The 18,312-nt window shown below is 36.2% G+C and carries 15 protein-coding genes; 13 read left to right on the top strand and 2 right to left on the bottom strand.

Annotation, left to right across the window (positions count from 1 at the left end):
- Nucleotides 1-62: 62 nt before the first annotated feature.
- From PP178_RS14535 to PP178_RS14500, 8 genes are all read left to right on the top strand, one after another.
- Nucleotides 63-947, top strand: coding sequence for an O-antigen ligase family protein (locus PP178_RS14535; RefSeq protein ID WP_272595086.1), 885 nt, complete (start codon nucleotides 63-65; stop codon nucleotides 945-947).
- A 66-nt stretch (nucleotides 948-1,013) separates the two neighbouring features.
- Nucleotides 1,014-1,934, top strand: a complete 921-nt coding sequence (locus PP178_RS14530; protein WP_272595085.1) for an ATP-grasp fold amidoligase family protein — start codon at nucleotides 1,014-1,016, stop codon at nucleotides 1,932-1,934.
- Between the two features lie 125 nt (nucleotides 1,935-2,059).
- Nucleotides 2,060-3,151 carry a glycosyltransferase gene (locus tag PP178_RS14525; RefSeq protein ID WP_272595084.1) on the top strand — a complete coding sequence of 364 codons (1,092 nt, stop codon included), beginning with the start codon at nucleotides 2,060-2,062 and terminating at the stop codon, nucleotides 3,149-3,151.
- Complete coding sequence (locus PP178_RS14520) at nucleotides 3,151-4,281, top strand: glycosyltransferase (protein ID WP_272595083.1); 1,131 nt, start codon at nucleotides 3,151-3,153, stop codon at nucleotides 4,279-4,281. The genes PP178_RS14525 and PP178_RS14520 overlap by 1 nt, the downstream gene beginning before the upstream one ends.
- Nucleotides 4,282-4,285: 4 nt before the next feature.
- Nucleotides 4,286-6,187 carry an asparagine synthase (glutamine-hydrolyzing) gene (gene asnB, locus PP178_RS14515; RefSeq protein WP_272595082.1) on the top strand — a complete coding sequence of 634 codons (1,902 nt, stop codon included), beginning with the start codon at nucleotides 4,286-4,288 and terminating at the stop codon, nucleotides 6,185-6,187.
- 21 nt (nucleotides 6,188-6,208) lie between these two features.
- Complete coding sequence (locus tag PP178_RS14510; protein ID WP_272595080.1) at nucleotides 6,209-7,348, top strand: glycosyltransferase family 4 protein; 1,140 nt, start codon at nucleotides 6,209-6,211, stop codon at nucleotides 7,346-7,348.
- Nucleotides 7,349-7,351: 3 nt separating this feature from the next.
- Nucleotides 7,352-7,975, top strand: a complete 624-nt coding sequence (locus PP178_RS14505; RefSeq protein WP_272595102.1) for a sugar transferase — start codon at nucleotides 7,352-7,354, stop codon at nucleotides 7,973-7,975.
- Complete coding sequence (locus PP178_RS14500) at nucleotides 7,972-9,009, top strand: glycosyltransferase (protein WP_272595079.1); 1,038 nt, start codon at nucleotides 7,972-7,974, stop codon at nucleotides 9,007-9,009. The genes PP178_RS14505 and PP178_RS14500 overlap by 4 nt, the downstream gene beginning before the upstream one ends.
- 78 nt (nucleotides 9,010-9,087) lie before the next feature.
- On the opposite strand, the gene PP178_RS14495 is transcribed toward PP178_RS14500, so the two are convergent.
- Nucleotides 9,088-11,109 (bottom strand): HAD family hydrolase, encoded by a 2,022-nt coding sequence (locus PP178_RS14495; protein ID WP_272595078.1) that lies wholly within the window; start codon nucleotides 11,107-11,109, stop codon nucleotides 9,088-9,090.
- 253 nt (nucleotides 11,110-11,362) lie between these two features.
- Between PP178_RS14495 and PP178_RS14490 the strand changes: the two genes are divergently transcribed.
- The 5 genes from PP178_RS14490 to PP178_RS14470 are packed head-to-tail and all read left to right on the top strand — an operon-like array spanning nucleotide 11,363 to nucleotide 16,431.
- Nucleotides 11,363-12,331 carry an ATP-grasp domain-containing protein gene (locus PP178_RS14490; protein WP_272595077.1) on the top strand — a complete coding sequence of 323 codons (969 nt, stop codon included), beginning with the start codon at nucleotides 11,363-11,365 and terminating at the stop codon, nucleotides 12,329-12,331.
- A complete protein-coding gene (locus PP178_RS14485) occupies nucleotides 12,315-12,971 on the top strand; it encodes an HAD family hydrolase (protein ID WP_272595076.1) in 657 nt (218 codons plus the stop codon). The genes PP178_RS14490 and PP178_RS14485 overlap by 17 nt, the downstream gene beginning before the upstream one ends.
- Nucleotides 12,972-13,018: 47 nt before the next feature.
- The gene (locus tag PP178_RS14480) at nucleotides 13,019-14,083 is read left to right on the top strand and encodes a peptidoglycan bridge formation glycyltransferase FemA/FemB family protein (protein WP_272595075.1); all 1,065 of its coding nucleotides are present in this window, start codon (nucleotides 13,019-13,021) and stop codon (nucleotides 14,081-14,083) included.
- Between the two features lie 21 nt (nucleotides 14,084-14,104).
- Nucleotides 14,105-15,346, top strand: a complete 1,242-nt coding sequence (locus tag PP178_RS14475; protein ID WP_272595074.1) for a GNAT family N-acetyltransferase — start codon at nucleotides 14,105-14,107, stop codon at nucleotides 15,344-15,346.
- Between the two features lie 53 nt (nucleotides 15,347-15,399).
- Complete coding sequence (locus PP178_RS14470; protein WP_272595073.1) at nucleotides 15,400-16,431, top strand: GNAT family N-acetyltransferase; 1,032 nt, start codon at nucleotides 15,400-15,402, stop codon at nucleotides 16,429-16,431.
- 100 nt (nucleotides 16,432-16,531) lie between these two features.
- On the opposite strand, the gene PP178_RS14465 is transcribed toward PP178_RS14470, so the two are convergent.
- Entirely contained in the window at nucleotides 16,532-18,280 is a 1,749-nt protein-coding gene (locus tag PP178_RS14465) for a carbamoyltransferase family protein (RefSeq protein WP_272595072.1), read from the bottom strand.
- Nucleotides 18,281-18,312: the final 32 nt, after the last annotated feature.

The following is an 18,312-nucleotide window of genomic DNA, read 5'->3' as shown; positions in this document are numbered from 1 at the left end:
TGCATTTGATCATATTAATGTTCGCATTCCTTCAACATCCTTTATCTCCTATATCATCACAAATGACAGATATTAAAAGGGTTTTATATGATCACGTAGATTCTGAAGGACTTGATGAAACAATCTCAATGGAAGCAACCTACGCCTCGAGTCCCAAATTTGCAGATAGATTTAGGTTAGCTGGTCCATTTTCAAGTACGATATCATTCTCCTATTTCGCATTAAGTTCTTTTTTCCTGGCTTTATATATGTACCATCGTAGGCTACAGAAACGGTACATAGTTTTTTTAGTTCTCTTATTTATTGCATCAGTTCTATCACAAACACGTTCTTTATTATTGGCTGAAGTATTTATTGTGGGGGCATATTTCTTTTTCGCACCAACCAGAAAGCATGCTTTGTACAAATTTGCTATTATAAGTTCCATAGGCGTTTTGATGGCAATCATATTAGTTAATGACAATTTTGGAAACGTAGGAAATTCTCGAGTTACCAAACTGAATGCTGAAGGACAAACGGACAGCAGGCCTTATTTGTGGGTAACTGGATTGTATACTGTAATCAAACACCCATTTGGAATAACATCAGAAGATTACCAACAGGCTCGAAAGGAAATGTTCTATTATTTCGGTCGAACCGAGGTTCTATATTTAGCAACCCATCATGGATTAATCAATATTGGCTTCCATTATACCATATTAGGGTATGTTCTATTTTATTTTTTCGTTTTCTTTCTAGTGCGAAATATTAATTTACTAAAACCAAAATATTCTTTAATATTTAAGCTATTCTTATTCAGTTACTTCATTCACATAAGTTTTCATAATGATTTCATATTTAATGCGGATTATCCAATATTAATGGTTTTGGTATTAATTTATTTACATAGATATCACGAACATGGTGAGAGTCAGATAAGTAATATAGAGAAAAAATTAAATTTTTAATATAAAATACAACTTTTAAAAATTAAATAACTAATGCTACTAGTACTTCACCATAACTAAAGCCCTATGAAAACATTATCCAATCTTTATAGGAAATCATACTTTGGGTATTACTTACTTAACCCTTTGTACCAACTTTACTTAAGTATAATTAAATATGTCCCACATGATATATATGTAAAACATCAGTTCAAAAGATTTCATGGATATCCCTTAGATCTTCAAAATCCTCGTACTTTTAATGAAAAAATAAATTGGTTAAAACTCTACGGCTTTAATCCCTTACATGAAATTACTTCTGACAAGTATAAAGTAAGAGAATATGTAAGAAGCAAAATAGGAGACAGCTATCTGATCCCTTTGATTTTTGAAACTAGAGCAGTAAACGAAATCAATCAATTTGCATTGCCTGATTACCCTGTAATAATAAAAACAAATCATAGTAGCGCAGGAGGTATAATCATACGTGATAAATCCGTTGTTGATTGGAGAAAAATAAGATTTGAATTAAACAAACAACTTCGGGAAAATTATTTCATCCGGTACCGTGAAATGCAATATAAAAACATAATACCTAGAATAATTATTGAAAAATTATTAACTGATTCGAATAATAAAATTCCTTCGGATTATAAACTGCATTGCTTTCATGGGAAAGTTAAGATGATTCAAGTTCATACAGATAGGTTTATAGATGAAAAAATTAGCTTTTTTTCCCCTGATTGGACACTATTACCTGTAAAAAGACCACATCGAGAAAATATAGCTATTAATAAACCTACTCTTCTAAATGAAATGATGCGTATAGCACAAATTCTATCTATTGACTTTACATATGTAAGAGTGGATTTATATGAAGTTAATTCCAAAGTTTATTTCGGAGAATTGACATTACATCCTGCAGCAGGTTTGAAAAAATTTGATCCAATTTCTTGGGATCTTAAGATTGGTTCATGGTTAAATCTCCCTACCACATTTACTTCATAATTCTAATGTATTTCCTGATCTAATGAGTTAATCCATGACAAATTGTTCGATTCATTGTTATTGAAGTATCAATTTGAATTGGATTAATAAGTGTATTATTATCACATTATCAAAAGACTATAGTATTGGAAAAAATTAAAATATTCTTTTTTATACCTACCCTTAAAGCGGGAGGCGCTGAACGAATAATTAGCTATGTATCTCAAAATTTAAATAAAAAAAAGTTTAATTGTAAATTAATAGTTCTAAGTTCTAGAAATAATTCTTCTTATCAAGTAAATGAACTTGATGTAATATGGCTTAATAAATCACGAGTTATCTTTTCAATTTGGAGTATTGAAAAACTAATTCGCCATAATAAGCCGGATGTAGTTGTGAGTTCAATTACTCATTTAAATATAGCAATGGGCTGGATTTCATTATTACAGCCAAAGACGCTCTTTGTTGGACGTCAAGCAACAATAAGTGCTGCCATCAGCCAGTTTTATGGAAAGAAAAAAGGGAATTTAATTTTTAATCTTGTTAATCGTATTGGCTTAAATAATTTGGACTATGTTATCTGTCAGTCAAAAGATATGGCCAAAGATTGTAATGAAATGTTCAACATAGACCGAAAACGCCTTCAAATTATAAATAATCCGATTACCAACCAGTTCCGACTAAACCCTGAACTAAGAACTTCTAAAAATGATCAAATTACTAAGTTCATTACTGTTGGCAGGTTAGTTCCGATTAAAGGACACTCACGAATATTAAAATTATTGGCTAAATGTAAATTTGATTTTAAATATACCATTATCGGTGATGGTCCTGAATTGAATAATTTATATGAATTATGTACTGCTTTAAATCTCAAAGAAAGTGTTGAATTTCTGGGAACCTCCAATGAGGTAATGAAAATTTTACATGCTAATGATTACTTCCTCCAAGGATCCTATTCAGAAGGTTTTCCAAATGCTCTTTTAGAGAGTTGCGCAGTTGGAACCCCTGTCATAGCGTTCGATTGTCCAGGTGGAACAAGGGAAATAATTGAATCTGGAGTCAATGGATATCTCGCATATGATGAAGCTGATTTCGTATCCTATTTAAACAAACTAGACAAATTTGATCCCTATGCAGTATCGCGATCAGTTTTTTCTAAATTTTCAAGTGAAAAAATTATAGCTGAATATGAGCATTTCTTCAGAAGGATAGTAAAACTTAATAAGGGTGAATAATGAAGGAAAAACAAAAATTAAGTGTTCTCAATATCACGCTCAGTAGCGGGGGTGCAGAAAAGGTCATTAGTTTACTATTAAAAGAGTTAGTAAAGGATTACGATGTAACACTATTCCTGTTTTATGATGTCGTTCACTTTCCTGTACCCGATAAAGTAAATAAGGTAATTCTTAGCAATAGTGACCCTTTTACGAATATGTCATTATCCCTTCCTCTATTTGTGTATAGGTATAACAAGGAGTTGAGAAAAAGAAATATAAAATATGCTATCTCGTTCCTGGCATACCCTAATCTGGTTAATGGATTAATTTCTATGTGGAACCCAGAGATTAAAACCATAATTAGTGAGCGAGGATTTCCGTCGGATAATACTACTTCAAAAGTATCTTTTTACACTGCTAAAATGTTTTATCCTTTGTTGTATAATCGATGTGACAAACTATTTTCGAATTCTGTGTTTATAAATCAAGACTTGAAGGAAAATTTCGGAATAAAAATTCCAATGGAAGTGATTTATAACCCCATTGAAATGCCTTTACTAATCTCTAGAGATTATAATAACTCCAATCAGGTTTTAAGGATAATTACCGCAGGGACCCTAAATACCAGGAAAAACCAAGAAATGATAATTAAAGCATTACATAGAGTAAGCTTCAATTTCTATTTTAGCATTTTGGGAGAGGGCCCTTTGAAAAACCATTTAATAGAATTGATTGATTCATTTGGCTTACAACCTAAGGTAAAACTTGAAGGAAAAGTAAAGGACGTTTACAATCACCTGGCAAACAATGATTTATTTATTTTGTCTTCCTTCACTGAAGGTTTCCCTAATGCGTTATTAGAGGCCATGAGTGCAGGTTTACCCTGTATTTCCACCAACTGCCTTTCTGGACCTTTAGAGTTGTTAAATGAAGGTTCTGAGGTAGAAATTGGAACAGGTAGTTTTTATCAAGCAAAATATGGCATTTTAATAAATAATAATGATGTGACTGCTTTAGTCTCGGCTATGAGTTTCTTGAAAGAAAATCCATCCCGACTATCTCATTATTCCAAAATGAGTTTAGCGAGAGCTCAGTCATTCGATTTAAAAACCATTTATTCTCAATTTCGAGAATTTGTAGAGAATTAATAATATGTGCGGAATTAACGGTTTTGTTAAATATTCATCAAGTTCTAAGGAACAGGTTTTAACTGATCTGGCAAAGATGAACGATCTTATCTTGCACAGAGGTCCAGATGACGATGGAAGCTTTGTAGAAATTAATAAGGATTTTGAGTTGGCTATGGGTATGAGGCGGCTGTCCATTATAGACCTAGCCTCTGGGAAACAGCCTATTACAACGGAATCCGAATTGTTTACTATAGTTTTTAATGGTGAAATATACAACTACCAGGAGTTGAGGAAAAAACTGGTAAAGGAAGGTATTAATTTTAAAACGCATAGTGACACTGAAGTCATTCTTAAACTTTATGAGCTAGAAGGCACAAAATCGTTCAGAAAGTTAGATGGAATGTTTGCATTCAGTATATATGATAAGCAAGCAAAGAAAATCGTGATTGCGCGGGACTTCTTCGGGGAGAAACCACTGTACTATTATTTTAATAACGATATTTTTCTATGGGCATCTGAACTAAAATCACTTAGTAACCAACTTAATTTTAAACCAGAATTATCAAAGATTGGATTAAATCAATTTTTCAGACTGACTTATATCCCTGCTCCCAATACGATTTATAAGGACATCTATAAGCTTGAAGCAAATCATTATATAGAATTTGACATAGTCACGAAATCCTATACTATTGAACAAATAGAGGAAGAATTTGAAATCCATCAAGATAAAGTAGATTTCGAAAGTGCAAAAGCTAATGTAAGAAAGCTTGTACAGGAAAGTGTCACGAGTAGATCTGTTGCAGATGTTCCTATTGGAACTTTTCTATCAGGGGGTGTTGATTCATCAATCACCTCTTTGTGCCTTGCACAATCTACCGATAGGCCAATTAATACGTTTTCGATTGGATTTGAAAAGAAAGATTGGGGCGAAACAGATAAATCTAGATTGGTAGCTCAACAAATAAAGAGTGATCATCATGAATTCATCATTGGAGAATCAGATCTTAAAGATCACATTCATGAAATACTTCTGAATTTTGATGAACCTTTTTCCGATACTGCCTCTTTACCCACTTTCTTGGTGGCAAAAAAAACCAGCCAGTATGTAAAAGTTGCTCTTACTGGTGATGGGGGTGATGAAATTTTCGGGGGTTATACCAAATATTATATGGGAAAGATCAATTCCCAGTATACCTCCATGGTCCCTAAAGCCTTACATAGTCAGGTGCTCAAATATATTTATCCCTTGTTAGCCGATAAACATGATAATAGGGGATTAAAGTTCAGGTTAAGGAAACTTCTGAATTCAATAGACTATGAAGGTAATCACTATTGGGATATTATTTCCTTAGCAAATAGTCAGCATAACCTGAAATCTTTTCTTAATGAAGATTGGCAGTACGATGAGATTTTCAAAAGATATCAGGAAAGATTAAGTATATGGAAACCTAACTCTTTAACTGAATATAGACTGATCGATAAAATAGTAAGTCTGGAAGGTGGAATGCTGGCTAAGGTTGACCGGACGAGTATGCTTTCTTCCATTGAATGTCGCGCTCCATTTCTGAATAAAGAACTTTGGCGATATACTAATTCGCTACCAGAGAAATTCCTTATGAAAGGCTGGAATAAGAAATATATCCTGAAAGAAGCATTTAAAGAAGATTTTCCTCCGGGATTTCTAGATAAATCAAAGAAGGGATTTGGTTCTCCTGTAGGTGATTGGCTTCGCTCCGGATTACAAGCTGAACTGGAAACATATATTTCTACACCCTTCCTCCAAAAACAGGGGATTTTTAAAATTAATAACATACAACAACTGGTTACCTCACATTTGGATGCAACTTCTGACAATACTTTCTCCGTATGGGCTTATTATTGCTTTCAAAAGTGGTATACCAACATTTACGAATCTCTGTAGTAATATAAATTAGAACTGCTTTTGAAAAAGACTAAAATTTTAATTATTTGCTCCTTCGGAGAATCCCTTATCAATTTCAGAGGAGACTTTATAAAGGCCTTAATCGAAGAGAACTTCCAGGTGTACTGTGCAGCTCCCTACATTAAGAGTAGTACAAGGAAAACCCTGGAAGACATGGGTGTACACTATGATAATTTCCCTTTACAACGCACGGGAATGAACCCAATAAACGATATCAGAAGCATCAATGCATTAGGACAATTAATGGACACACACCAGATAGATATCGTGTTTCCTTATACCATTAAGCCCGTCATCTATGGCTCTATTGCTGCGTCTAAACGAAATATCCCGGTAGTGTCCCTGATTACCGGACTGGGATTCACTTTTAGCGCAATCTCTCCCAAGGCCAAATTGTTACAAAAAGTAACCCAGGTAATGTATCGCTATGCCCTGAAATCTAACCATACGGTAGTGTTCCAGAATAAAGATGACCAGGCTCTCTTTAAAGAAAAAAAGATTATTAATGGATCATCTAAAAGTACAGTGGTAAATGGGTCCGGTATTAATCTAAAAAAATATAAATTTAGAGAGCGAATTATTGCCCCTGGCACAAAGCTCAAGTTTGTTCTGGCAGGAAGATTAATGCCGGAAAAAGGAGTCGGACTCTTTATAAAGGCCGCGGAGACACTAAAGAAGAAAAATTTAGAGGCCGAATTTCATTTATTCGGATCAGTAGCCAAACAATACGAATCCAGCCCCTTTGATAAAGAACTCAACCGGCTAGCCGCTGATCAAACAATAGTTCTTCACGGTCATATAAATGATGTAGCCTCAAAATTAGACGATATGGACGTCTTTGTGCTCCCCACCTATTACCGGGAAGGGGTTCCACGATCCATCCTTGAAGCGCTCTCCAGCGGTATGCCGATAATCACTACCGACACCCCTGGTTGCCGGGAAACGGTTATCCCGTCAGAAAATGGATTTCTGGTGCCAGCTAAAGAGCTAGATCCGTTGGTCGAGGCTATGACTTACTTTATTAATAATCCGCTCAGGGTACCGGAGATGGGTAGGAAAAGTTTTGAAATGGCGAAAGAGAAATTCGATGTTCACCTGATTAATCAGCAATTAATATCCCTGATCAAGGAATCAACATAAATGATTTACAAAGAGAAGTTTAAAAGAGTACTGGATTTTACGGCTGCATCTATAGGATTAATTGTTATTTCTCCCGTATTCATCCTTATCTATATACTATTGGCTATTGCCAATAGCGGCCATCCCTTTTTTGTACAGAAGAGACCCGGGAAAAATCGCGAGATCTTTAGCATTCTGAAATTTAAAACCATGAACGACAAAAAAGCTCCGGACGGTACTTTGCTCCCGGATGCGGAGCGTCTTACTTCGATTGGAAAAATAGTCCGGAAAACATCACTGGATGAGATTCCGCAACTTATAAATGTACTTAAAGGTAATATGAGTCTTATTGGCCCCAGGCCATTACTAATATCATATCTCCCATTATATAATGATTTTCAGAACAGGCGGCACGAAGTGAGACCGGGAATTACCGGCTGGGCACAAGTCAATGGAAGAAATTCGCTGTCATGGCCAAAAAAATTTGAACTGGACGTCTGGTACGTGGATAACGTCAGCTTTTTATTAGACTTGAAAATCTTATGGCTCACGGTTCTCAAAGTTTTGAAAAGTGACGGAATATCTTCGAATACCAGCGCTACAATGGAGGCCTTCACTGGAAACGAACCGCTAAGAAACACTCCATGAGGTTAAGTATTGTTATTCCATGTTATAATATGGAGCGCTATCTGCCTACTTGCCTTGATAGCATTCTGAGACAGGAATTGGGTAAAGGTGACTTTGAAGTAATCATTGTTAATGATGAATCCAAGGATGACACTTTGAAAATCGCCAGGAAATACGAAGAGATCCATGAAGAGATCACCGTAATTGATAAGGTGAATGCAGGTGTCGGCGCTGCGAGAAACAGTGGTTTGGATGTAGCACGGGGTACTTATGTCTACTTCCTGGATCCGGATGACTACCTGGCGAATAACATGCTTCCAGGAGTACTGGATCTGGCTGAAAGTAATGATTTAGACATTTTAACCTTTGATTCGCTCTCTGTTGGAAGCGATGAAATAATCCAGGATAGCAAGTTTAAATCTGACGGGTTATCCACTGATATCTGTGACGGAATTTCATTTATCGCGTTACGCAAATTCTCTAACGAGATTTGGTGGTATTTAATCCGCAGGGAGTTTATGTTAAGTAAGGGGCTTCGGTTTATCGAAGGAAGATGGATGGAGGATGCCATTCTTACGGCCCAACTTTTCCGTAATGCCCATAGGATTGCTCATACCAATTCTGATGTTCACAGGTATCGAATCCTGCCTACATCTGCCATGCGTAATAAAAGCAGGGAGCATTATAACAAGGTAATTTACGATAACGCAAATGCAGCACACGCATTTGTCGAGTTATTATGCTCCATTCCTCCGGATCACCCCAAATCTGAAGCATGTAAAATAAGATTGAGAACACGACAACAATCTTTTGTCTTCTTTCTATTAGTCAGATTGATGAAATCTGATATATCTACGGATAAGATTCCGGAAATGCTTCAAGATTTTGAAAAGATAGGAGCCTATCCATTGAATGCTTTCCTGGGTCAGGATTACCATGGGATAAGATATTCTATCCTGGTCACCGCTTACAACAAGAGATACATGATCAGACCATTTATCAAGATTTACAGAACTTATGACAGGATTTTTAATACCAACTCTATTCAGTACTAACTTTTACTGTTGGATAAGATTTTAATAAGTGTGTTTAATAGTAGCCATTATCAGTCTTCGCTTAAATCACATCTTGTACTAAACTAATTCTTTTCCAAAGAGTGCATTGCGCAGTCTGAAATTGAATAGTATATAGAAGTATATCACATACAATATGGGGGATAGAATATACTTATTTTTTTCATAGAGATAAGGTCCTATTTTTACGAGATAAGGAAAGGTATATTCGGGTTTTATAATAAATTTTTTGATCAATTTAATTTTGTTTACATCCCTAGCCTTATAATTCAAGCCGACTTTCCTACTTCCAATATTCTGGTAGAAACCATCAGACAATTTTGAAATTACTTCGTATTTGCGTTGTGAGGGTAACAGGCTCAGTTTTAAAAATCTTCTGACAATTATTTCAAACAGCTGTTCCTTATTATATACTTTGGCATACATCTTTTCCAACAGATCACTGTAAATGACCAACATCTGGTCTTGTAGCTGAGCAATATGGGAATCGTAAACTTCTGATTCTGTTCTTTCGTGTACCTCGTGAGTATACCCCTTTTCTTTGGTCGTATATCTTTCAATACTACCGTGGGGTGCAGCTGCCAATTGTTCATACATCTGGCGGTTAGCCATCAATATTTGGTCAGAACTGTCTGCATATGGGTAAACCGAAAACAACAGGCCCCACCTCGGAGTTTTGTTCGTAATATTATAGATATGTTTTAACCCCAAGTATAATCCCCATACCTCTTTTTCACCTTTTAATAGCTTACTAATGGATTCCTGCATGCTCCCACCCCATCCAATGTCTACCAAGACTAATGGTTCTTGTTCGAAGTCAACTCCAAATGAAGCTAAATATGTCTCAAATAGGGTTCGTTGTTCCTTCCTGTGCGATTCGTATAATTGCTGAAATTCCTTGTTTTCCTTAATTAAATCCATTTCCTCAGACTCGGTGAAATTCACAATCTCACGATCAGCCGGAATCCCTACAGATTCAGCAATGGACTCTTGATTCACTTTGTCGATGAAAAAAGACTTGAGAAAATCGGAAATTGACATGCGGTCATAATGCCTCAGGGTCTCAAACGACTCTTGGTCCAGTGGCTTTAAGGATGCATGCATAGCAGATTTCCGGGAAGCTTTTAAGTAATGCGTCTTAATTTCATTAGATCCATCCAGGTTGTGTTTCTCCTGGTATAAGTCAAAAAGCGTCTTCAGAAAAAGACCTTCTCTTGCCAGGAAAAAGAGGTTTTTAATCCCATTGACTTTTGCAAAAGCATAAAGCCTTTCCGTAAAATAATAGTACATTACTATATATTCCACGAGGGGTTCTTTCTTAACCACTTCTTGATTTAAAATCTCGGAAAGTTCCTCACTGAGCTCGCGTAGATGATCTCCAAAAAGATTTAATTTGTTTCTTACCTTATGTGATAAGTGGGGCAGGTACTGACCTTCTATCCCGTATTCCTGGGAATTTTTGAAATCGCTTCTTTTGCTATCACCAATCATTATAACGTTTGAAGCTTCTACGCCAATATCCTCAAGTACGTAAGGATATATATTCCCTCTAAGTTTGCTTAAGCCTAAGGAGCTTGAAACATACACCTTAGAAAAAAGAGAACCTATACCGTTCGTTTCCAGGAGTGCCATAATTTGCTCATCACTCAAATAGAAATCGGAAATAAGATACACCTTGTTTCCCTTATCTTTTAACTTTTGAAGTAAAGTGATCAGGTCCTCATTCGGAAATACAATAGATTGCTCTGCCCTGACATCTGCAATTTCTGAAAGCTTGTTAAACGTTTTAAAATCCGGCAAATCTTCCACACCACTATTTTTAAGTCTATGGTAGACTTCTCCAATAATGACATCACTGGAGATTTCAACGTTATTGAGGCCAGTAGTCTCAACTAATGTTTGGGTGGCTTGTTTCCTTATAAGGAATAGTTCTTCAATGTGTAAAGAACATCCCAATTCGGTTACCATGAGCTTGGACCATAATTTCAAGGAATAATGTGGATGTTCTGTTCTATGTATAAGAGTATCGAAAAGGTCACAAAAAATGACTCTATCACCTATCTTCTTTTCCAGTTTTTTCAATACCTTATATATTTGTACTTTGTTACGATCCTCTTACTTGAACAACTTGTCCATTGGCAGATTAATAGCATCGGGATAAAATATCGACTTAAAGTATGAAATTTAGGTGCAATATTTTCAAGGGATGCAAAAATAGAGAATTAGAGAATTATCTGCCAGAAATAGGGATACTATCTGACTATTATTTTTAGTTTAGCATCAAAATAAGTTAATCGAACTGTTTTACTTTGTTCCTTCAATCTAGGTATTTAACATGAATATTTTAATCACATCAGCAGGTCGCAGAGTGTCATTAGTACGGGCCTTCCAGAAAGAGCTTAAGAAGATTTTCCCGCAAGGTAAAGTCATTGCGGCAGATGCCAAGCCCATAGGTGCTGCTGCCTGCCACGTGGCCGATGCTTCCTTCTCTGTTCCTTATTTGAACGACTCGGATTATATAGATATCCTTATTAAGGAATGCCAGGAAAGAGATATTTCCCTAATTATTCCGACTATAGATACGGAACTTGCAGTACTTTCTAAACACCGTAAGCTTCTTAGATCGCATGGCATTGAATCTGTCATTGCCTCTGAAGAATTTATCTCTAAGTGTCGAGATAAGAGAATAATACACGAATTTTTCGAAGAACATAACATTGAAGTTGCGAAAGAATACAGTAAAGATGATTACCATCTCCCTTTATTTATAAAACCCTCTGATGGCAGCAGAAGTGTGGACACATATCTGATCAGGAAAAAAGAAGAGCTGAAAGATTATCACTTCACTAATGATAAATTAATGTTCCTGGAATACCTCGATCACGAACAATTCGAGGAATATACATGTGATTTGTATTACGATAAAAATCATCAACTAAAATGCGTGGTACCCAGGAAACGCATTGAAGTAAGAGATGGAGAAGTAAATAAGGGTATCACCGAGAGAGGTGTAATGGTAGATTATATAAGGAAGAACCTGTCATACATAGAAGGGGCTGTTGGATGTCTTACATCCCAATTTTTTAAACATAAACAATCACAAAAGATATACGGAATAGAAATTAATCCACGATTCGGCGGTGGATTTCCCTTAACGTATTTAGCCGGGGCCAATTATCCCAAATGGATTATAGAAGAGTATTTACAAGACAAGAGCATTGATGAAGATTTTGACTGCTGGGAAGACAACTTATTAATGCTACGTTATGATGATGAAATATTGGTCCGTGGATATCAGGGTTAATGCACGTACATTGATCGTATTTGATCTGGACGATACGCTATACAATGAGATTGATTATCTCCGCTCTGCTTATACCGCGATTGCAAAAAAAATCGCAAAGAACGATTGGAGGCTATTGTATAGTTCAATGTTTTCCCGGTATCGTTGTGGGGAAGATGTATTTGGGTGGCTGTCATCGAAATACCCTTTTAAGAAAGCTGAACTGATAGATATTTATAGAACTCATAAACCAAATATTTCTCTCTTAGAGGGTGCACATAATTTAATGGGTGAGATAAAACAGAAAGATGGATCTCTTGGAATTTTAACAGATGGCAGGTCCCATACCCAAAGAAACAAAATCAGTGCTCTCGGTATTTTAGAATTAATTGACCAGGTAGTCATTTCAGAAGAAATCGGAACCGAAAAACCGAATAGGAGAAATTTTGAATTTTTTGAGGACAATTCATCATATGATAAATATTATTATATCGCCGATAATTTTAAAAAGGATTTTATAAGTCCAAACCAATTATCATGGACGACCATTGGGTTGATAGATAACGGAAAAAATATTCATATGGATGGATTTAAGTATATGGATGGTGACCTCAGACCACAACACTTAATAGGCTCACTCAACGAAATTAAAATAATGTAATTACAATATTGACCGCCCCAGGTCTTAACGACAAGATATTTGATTGAATGATTAAGATTATTAAGGATAAAGATTCTTGGAACGAGATAATCAGTTCTTTTAAGGATGCTGATGTTTATCATACCTATGATTATCATCACGTTTCTAAGGGTAAGGATGAATTTCCTGTGCTGATACAGTACATTGACCAAGAACAAGTTATTGCTCTGCCCCTGCTAATTCGCAATATAGAAGGAACAAATTTTAAAGATGCTACTTCGGTGTATGGGTATTCGGGTCCTCTATGCAGGGATTGCGGTGTAAAAAAAGCAAATCCATCCAAATTCAAAGAGGAGCTTGACGCGCTATTCATAAAAAATAATATCGTTTCAATATTTTCCAGGCTGCATCCATTTATATCTTATCAAACTGAGCTTTTAAGTAAAATGGGGGAAATTGTCAGTCCAGGTAAAGTGGTAAGTATTAACCTGGATCTGCCTGATGAAGAGCAACAACAGTATTATAACCGACGTCTCAGAACTTACATCAATAAATGCCGCAGAACTTACGATGTAAAGGAAGTTCACACTGAAAGTGAAATCATGGCATTTATTGAAATGTATACAGAGACCATGAAGAGAGTTAATGCCAAAGAGAAATATTTCTTTGACAAAGAATACTTTTTCAACTTTATGAAAAGTGATTTTTTTGATAAAAAGTTGTTGTTAGCCTTTGATAAGGAATCCAATGAAATTGCTGCTGGGGCCCTTTTCATTATGAAGAACCAAATGGTTAATTATCACCTTTCTGGATTAAAAGAAGATTATTTAAAACTGAATCCCATAAAACTACTCTTAGAAGTGGTCCGGGAGGAATCCACTCGCGACGGATATTCGTTCTTCAATCTCGGTGGTGGTGTAGGAAATAAGGAAGACTCTTTATTCCGATTTAAAGCAGGTTACTCAAAAGATGTAAAAGACTTTAATCTTTGGCGATACGTAGTTAACCAGGAAATTTATGATGAACTTGCTGTTAATCATCTTAAGAACACTAATGCTGAACAAGCGACTCATTACAGGGAATTTTTCCCATTATACCGTGTTGAGCTGGCGCAAACAGAAGATGATCGTTAAATAAAATATTTTCAAAATTATATGAACCTTAACCCGTTCACTTCACCAACTTTTCTGAATATTTGGCGAAAACATTTTTGTAAAGATGGAGATCTACCCATTACCGGTCCTTTTCATAACATCCGTTTTCATAAGAATGATAAGCTTCCCATATACATCAATGACGGAGCCAACCTAACCAAAGGGGTTGATTTTCAACTAGACGAAAGCAACTTATCTGCCTGGAAAGGAAAAACGTTCTTAGTCTATGACGTACCGCAGTATTTCAACATACCTACACAACCTGAAAATAAGACTTTAGGCCATTATAAGGTATCTCAATACCCGGGTTATCTTATCGATCTTTCACCCTATAAGAACCTGGGCGACTTTATGAGCAAGCGCTTCAGTAAAAGCAGCCGGTATAAGCTCAATAAATATAAGAGAAGGCTTGAAGAGAGTTTCGATATTCGTTATAAAATGTTTCGCGGTGATATAGATCGTTCAGAATACGATTATATTTTTAAAAATTTTCGTGAACTCCTGGAGAAGCGTTTTGATGATAAAGAAGTATACAATAACAATCTTGATCCGGCAGAATGGAATTTCTATCACGAAGTAACCTATTCGATGATCTTAGAAAAATCGGCAGGCTTATATGTGATCTATCATGAAGATAAACCCATCGGAGTTACATTAAACTTCTTTTCCGAAGACATACTGTTCGATGCCATTACTGTATTTGATATTGATTTTTTCAAATTTCACCTCGGTTCGGTGACGATAATGAAACTGATTGAATGGAGCCTGGAAAATGATATAAAAACCTTCGATTTTTCCAAGGGGTACTTTGATTATAAAACTCGTTGGGCAAGTAAGGAATATCCATTTGATTACCACATATATTACGATACCAATTCTTTAAAAGCCAGCCTGATAGCGAGGTCTCTCAAATTCTACCTGCAATTGAAACAATCACTGCGAGATAAGGGTTTTAATGAAAAATTACATAAAATAACCTATAAACTAAGAGCCAAGAAACAGGAGGTTAAAACTAATACTACCTATGAATTCACTGATGTCGAGCAAAAGCCGATTGAAGAATCATTAGAAAAAATACGCTTGACTGAAGAGGAAAATGCTTGGCTACGCCCGATTATATTCGAATTTCTTTATCTGACAACGGAACATTATATAGACATTGAGGTTTTTCGATCAAAAGACGAAGATGGATTATACTTTATTTCAGGGAAGGAAACCACTAAATTTCTTCAGCTAAACTAAACATTTTTCACTATTACAAAATCGTTATCTTGGTCCTTGGTTATTACTATTAAATGAAGGAACCTTTTATTGATTTATGGGAGAATAAGAATAAACCCGGGTGGCATAAACGACTCCTCGGAGTCCCTTCTTATAATTTCTATTTTGATATCTTCTTCAACCAGCGCACAGCTCCCGTATTTCAAAATGAGGTCAGTAATGAGTTAACGGGTAACTTGTTTAATGTAATGCATTATCCGATGGGAGGGTTCCATAATCATAGAATTTTCAAAGTATGGGACATCCCAGAATTTTTTAACTTAACTAATACCGAGCTAACGGAACAGTATCATGTAAAAACGATCAGGCAATACCCTGGTTTCCTGGTAAATCTCGATAAATTCAATTCCGTTGATCTATACCTAGAACAGCAACTAAGCAGCCGTAACCGTAAAAATTTACGTTCAAAACTCAGAAAACTTGAGGCAGAGCACAAGATCTCCTATCAATTCTTCTTCGGTAAAATAGGCAGGGAAGAATATGACCGCTTATTTGATGATTTTTATAAGCTGCTGAGCGCCCGATTCGAGGAAAAATCCATGTACAATCGGAACCTGCTGCATTGGAAGTATTATTACGACCTAGCCTATCCCTTAATCAACGAAAAAAAAGCAGTTCTATTCGTTATTTACGACGAAAAGAAACCAATCACCCTAACACTTAATTTTCTTCAACACCGCCATCTGTTCAGTTTTATTCAGACTTACGATATCGACTATTCTAATTACAACCTGGGAGACATCAGCATGCTGAAACATTTGCAATGGTGCCTTGATCAGAATATTCAGGTATTTGACCTTGCTAAAGGTGAAAACGATTATAAGATTAAGTGGTGTAACCAATCCTACGATTATTACTTTAAACTGTATTACAAAAAGAATTCAGTACAAGCTGCAATAGCATCTTTTATCCACACTAAAAAACTGGAATTAAGCCAATATTTAAGAGATAAAGGGATACTGGGTAAGTTGTTCCAATACGACAAGTTCTTCTACAAGGAGCAAGCTAAAAAGCTGGATGATTTTGATTGGAAATCGAGCGATTAAAATCGCGTAAATAACCGTTCAATATTATCCAGCTTTAATCTTTTAACTAAGCTAATCTCTGAAAGAATCAGTTTAGGAACTATATCAAAAGTGAGTTGATTTACTGATCAACCAGTATACTATCCGTATTAGAATTGTACACGCTTATTTTTTCCTGGGTTACTTCTTTCTCCAGTATGTAACTGCCGATACACAAAGCGTCTAGCCCAGTTGAATAAAAACATCGGATGGCATCATGTGGTGATTCCACCACAGGTTCTCCTTGAATATTAAAGCTCGTATTCAAGATAACCGGAACTCCTGTGATCTCTCCGAGCTCACTGATTACACCGTGGTACAGCGGATGAATATTCTTGTCAACTGTCTGTAGCCTGGCACTACCGTCTACGTGAGTCACAGCCGGAATGATCTCTTTTTTATCCTCTTTCACCTGGCAAACTTTCAACATGAATGGGGCTTCAACCTCTAGTTCAAAATATTCTTTATAGCTCTCCTTAAGTGCGGACGGGGCAAAGGGTCTGTAGGCCTCCCTGAATTTAACTTCCGAATTGATCTTATCCTTCATTTGAGGAAATGCAGGGTTAGCCAGGATACTGCGACTTCCCAAAGCCCTGGGACCAATTTCCATCTTCCCCTGGAACCAGCCAATTATTTTGCCGGTTGCCAATAACTTCGCTGCTTCTTTAGTTATATTTTCAACTTTGCGAAATTGTAATTTTGCACCATTGATTACTTTTTCAATCTCCTCATCTGAATAAGATGTTCCGACATATGGATTATCATGAACAAAAGTCCGTGGCTTATTTAATATACCATTATAAAGATAATACGCAGCCCCTAAGGCAGTACCATTATCCCCGGCTGCCGGCATGACATAAACATCCTTGAAAGGAGTTTCCCTGACAATACGACCATTCATTACACTATTCAAGGAAACGCCGCCGGATATTACCAGGTAATCGGCATTGGTCTTCTTATGTAACAGCTGGCATAATTCTAACACTCTTTCCTCTAAGACTTTTTGGAAAGCAGCAGCCAGGTCCAGGTGATGTTTCTTGAACTCCCCCTTAGGTGCTCGGGGTTCACCAAATATTTTTATAAATTTTTCTGAGTAGGTTTTTTTAATAAGATGCTGGAAATTAAAATAACTGAGGTCTACTTTGACCTCGCCTTTCTCCGTAACCCAGATCATTTTCTTAACTTCATCCTCAAAGACAGAGGGATCACCCATAGGGGCTAGTCCCATCGTCTTACCTTCATCATAATTTGGTATAAATCCACAAAATTGAGTGACAGTTTCATAAAATGAACCAAAGGAATTCGGAAAAAAACTCTGACCATAGTTTTCTATGGCATTATCTTTTCCATAACCCAGCCATGTGGTAGCCCATTCGCCAGAACCATCTATACCTAATAAAGCAGCTTCCTTATAAGGTGAAACAAAAAAAGTACCGGCCACATGGGTAAGGTGGTGCTCTATGAAATGTACCTTAGGTTTTTTACCAGAAGTAAAGTTATTGCTGTACCAAATTTTAAACCTACGCTGTTTGGCATAGGCATTTACCACGTGGTGGCCGAAAAAGGGCATGAAACTTCTAAGGTTTTTCAGGACATATAATGATTTTTTAAACCAATGTGCCGTAGGTTTAATGGAAACTGCAATATGGTCAATATCCTTGAATGTAATTCCTGCAGTATCCAGACATCTTTGTATTGCTTTTTCAGGAAAAGCCCCGGTATGCTTAACACGAGACAGCCGTTCCTCTTCAATGGCTGCTATGAGTTTACCGTCCTTTATAACACACGCTGTGGAATCGTGAAAATAGTAATTCAGTCCAAGGATAATCATATATAATCAGGGGATATAATATTCATTAAACA

The sequence above is a fragment of the Zeaxanthinibacter sp. PT1 genome (assembly GCF_028464225.1).
Taxonomy (GTDB): domain Bacteria; phylum Bacteroidota; class Bacteroidia; order Flavobacteriales; family Flavobacteriaceae; genus Zeaxanthinibacter.
Note: the sequence above shows the minus strand (reverse complement) of the source record. Positions and strands in the feature narration are given on the sequence as shown.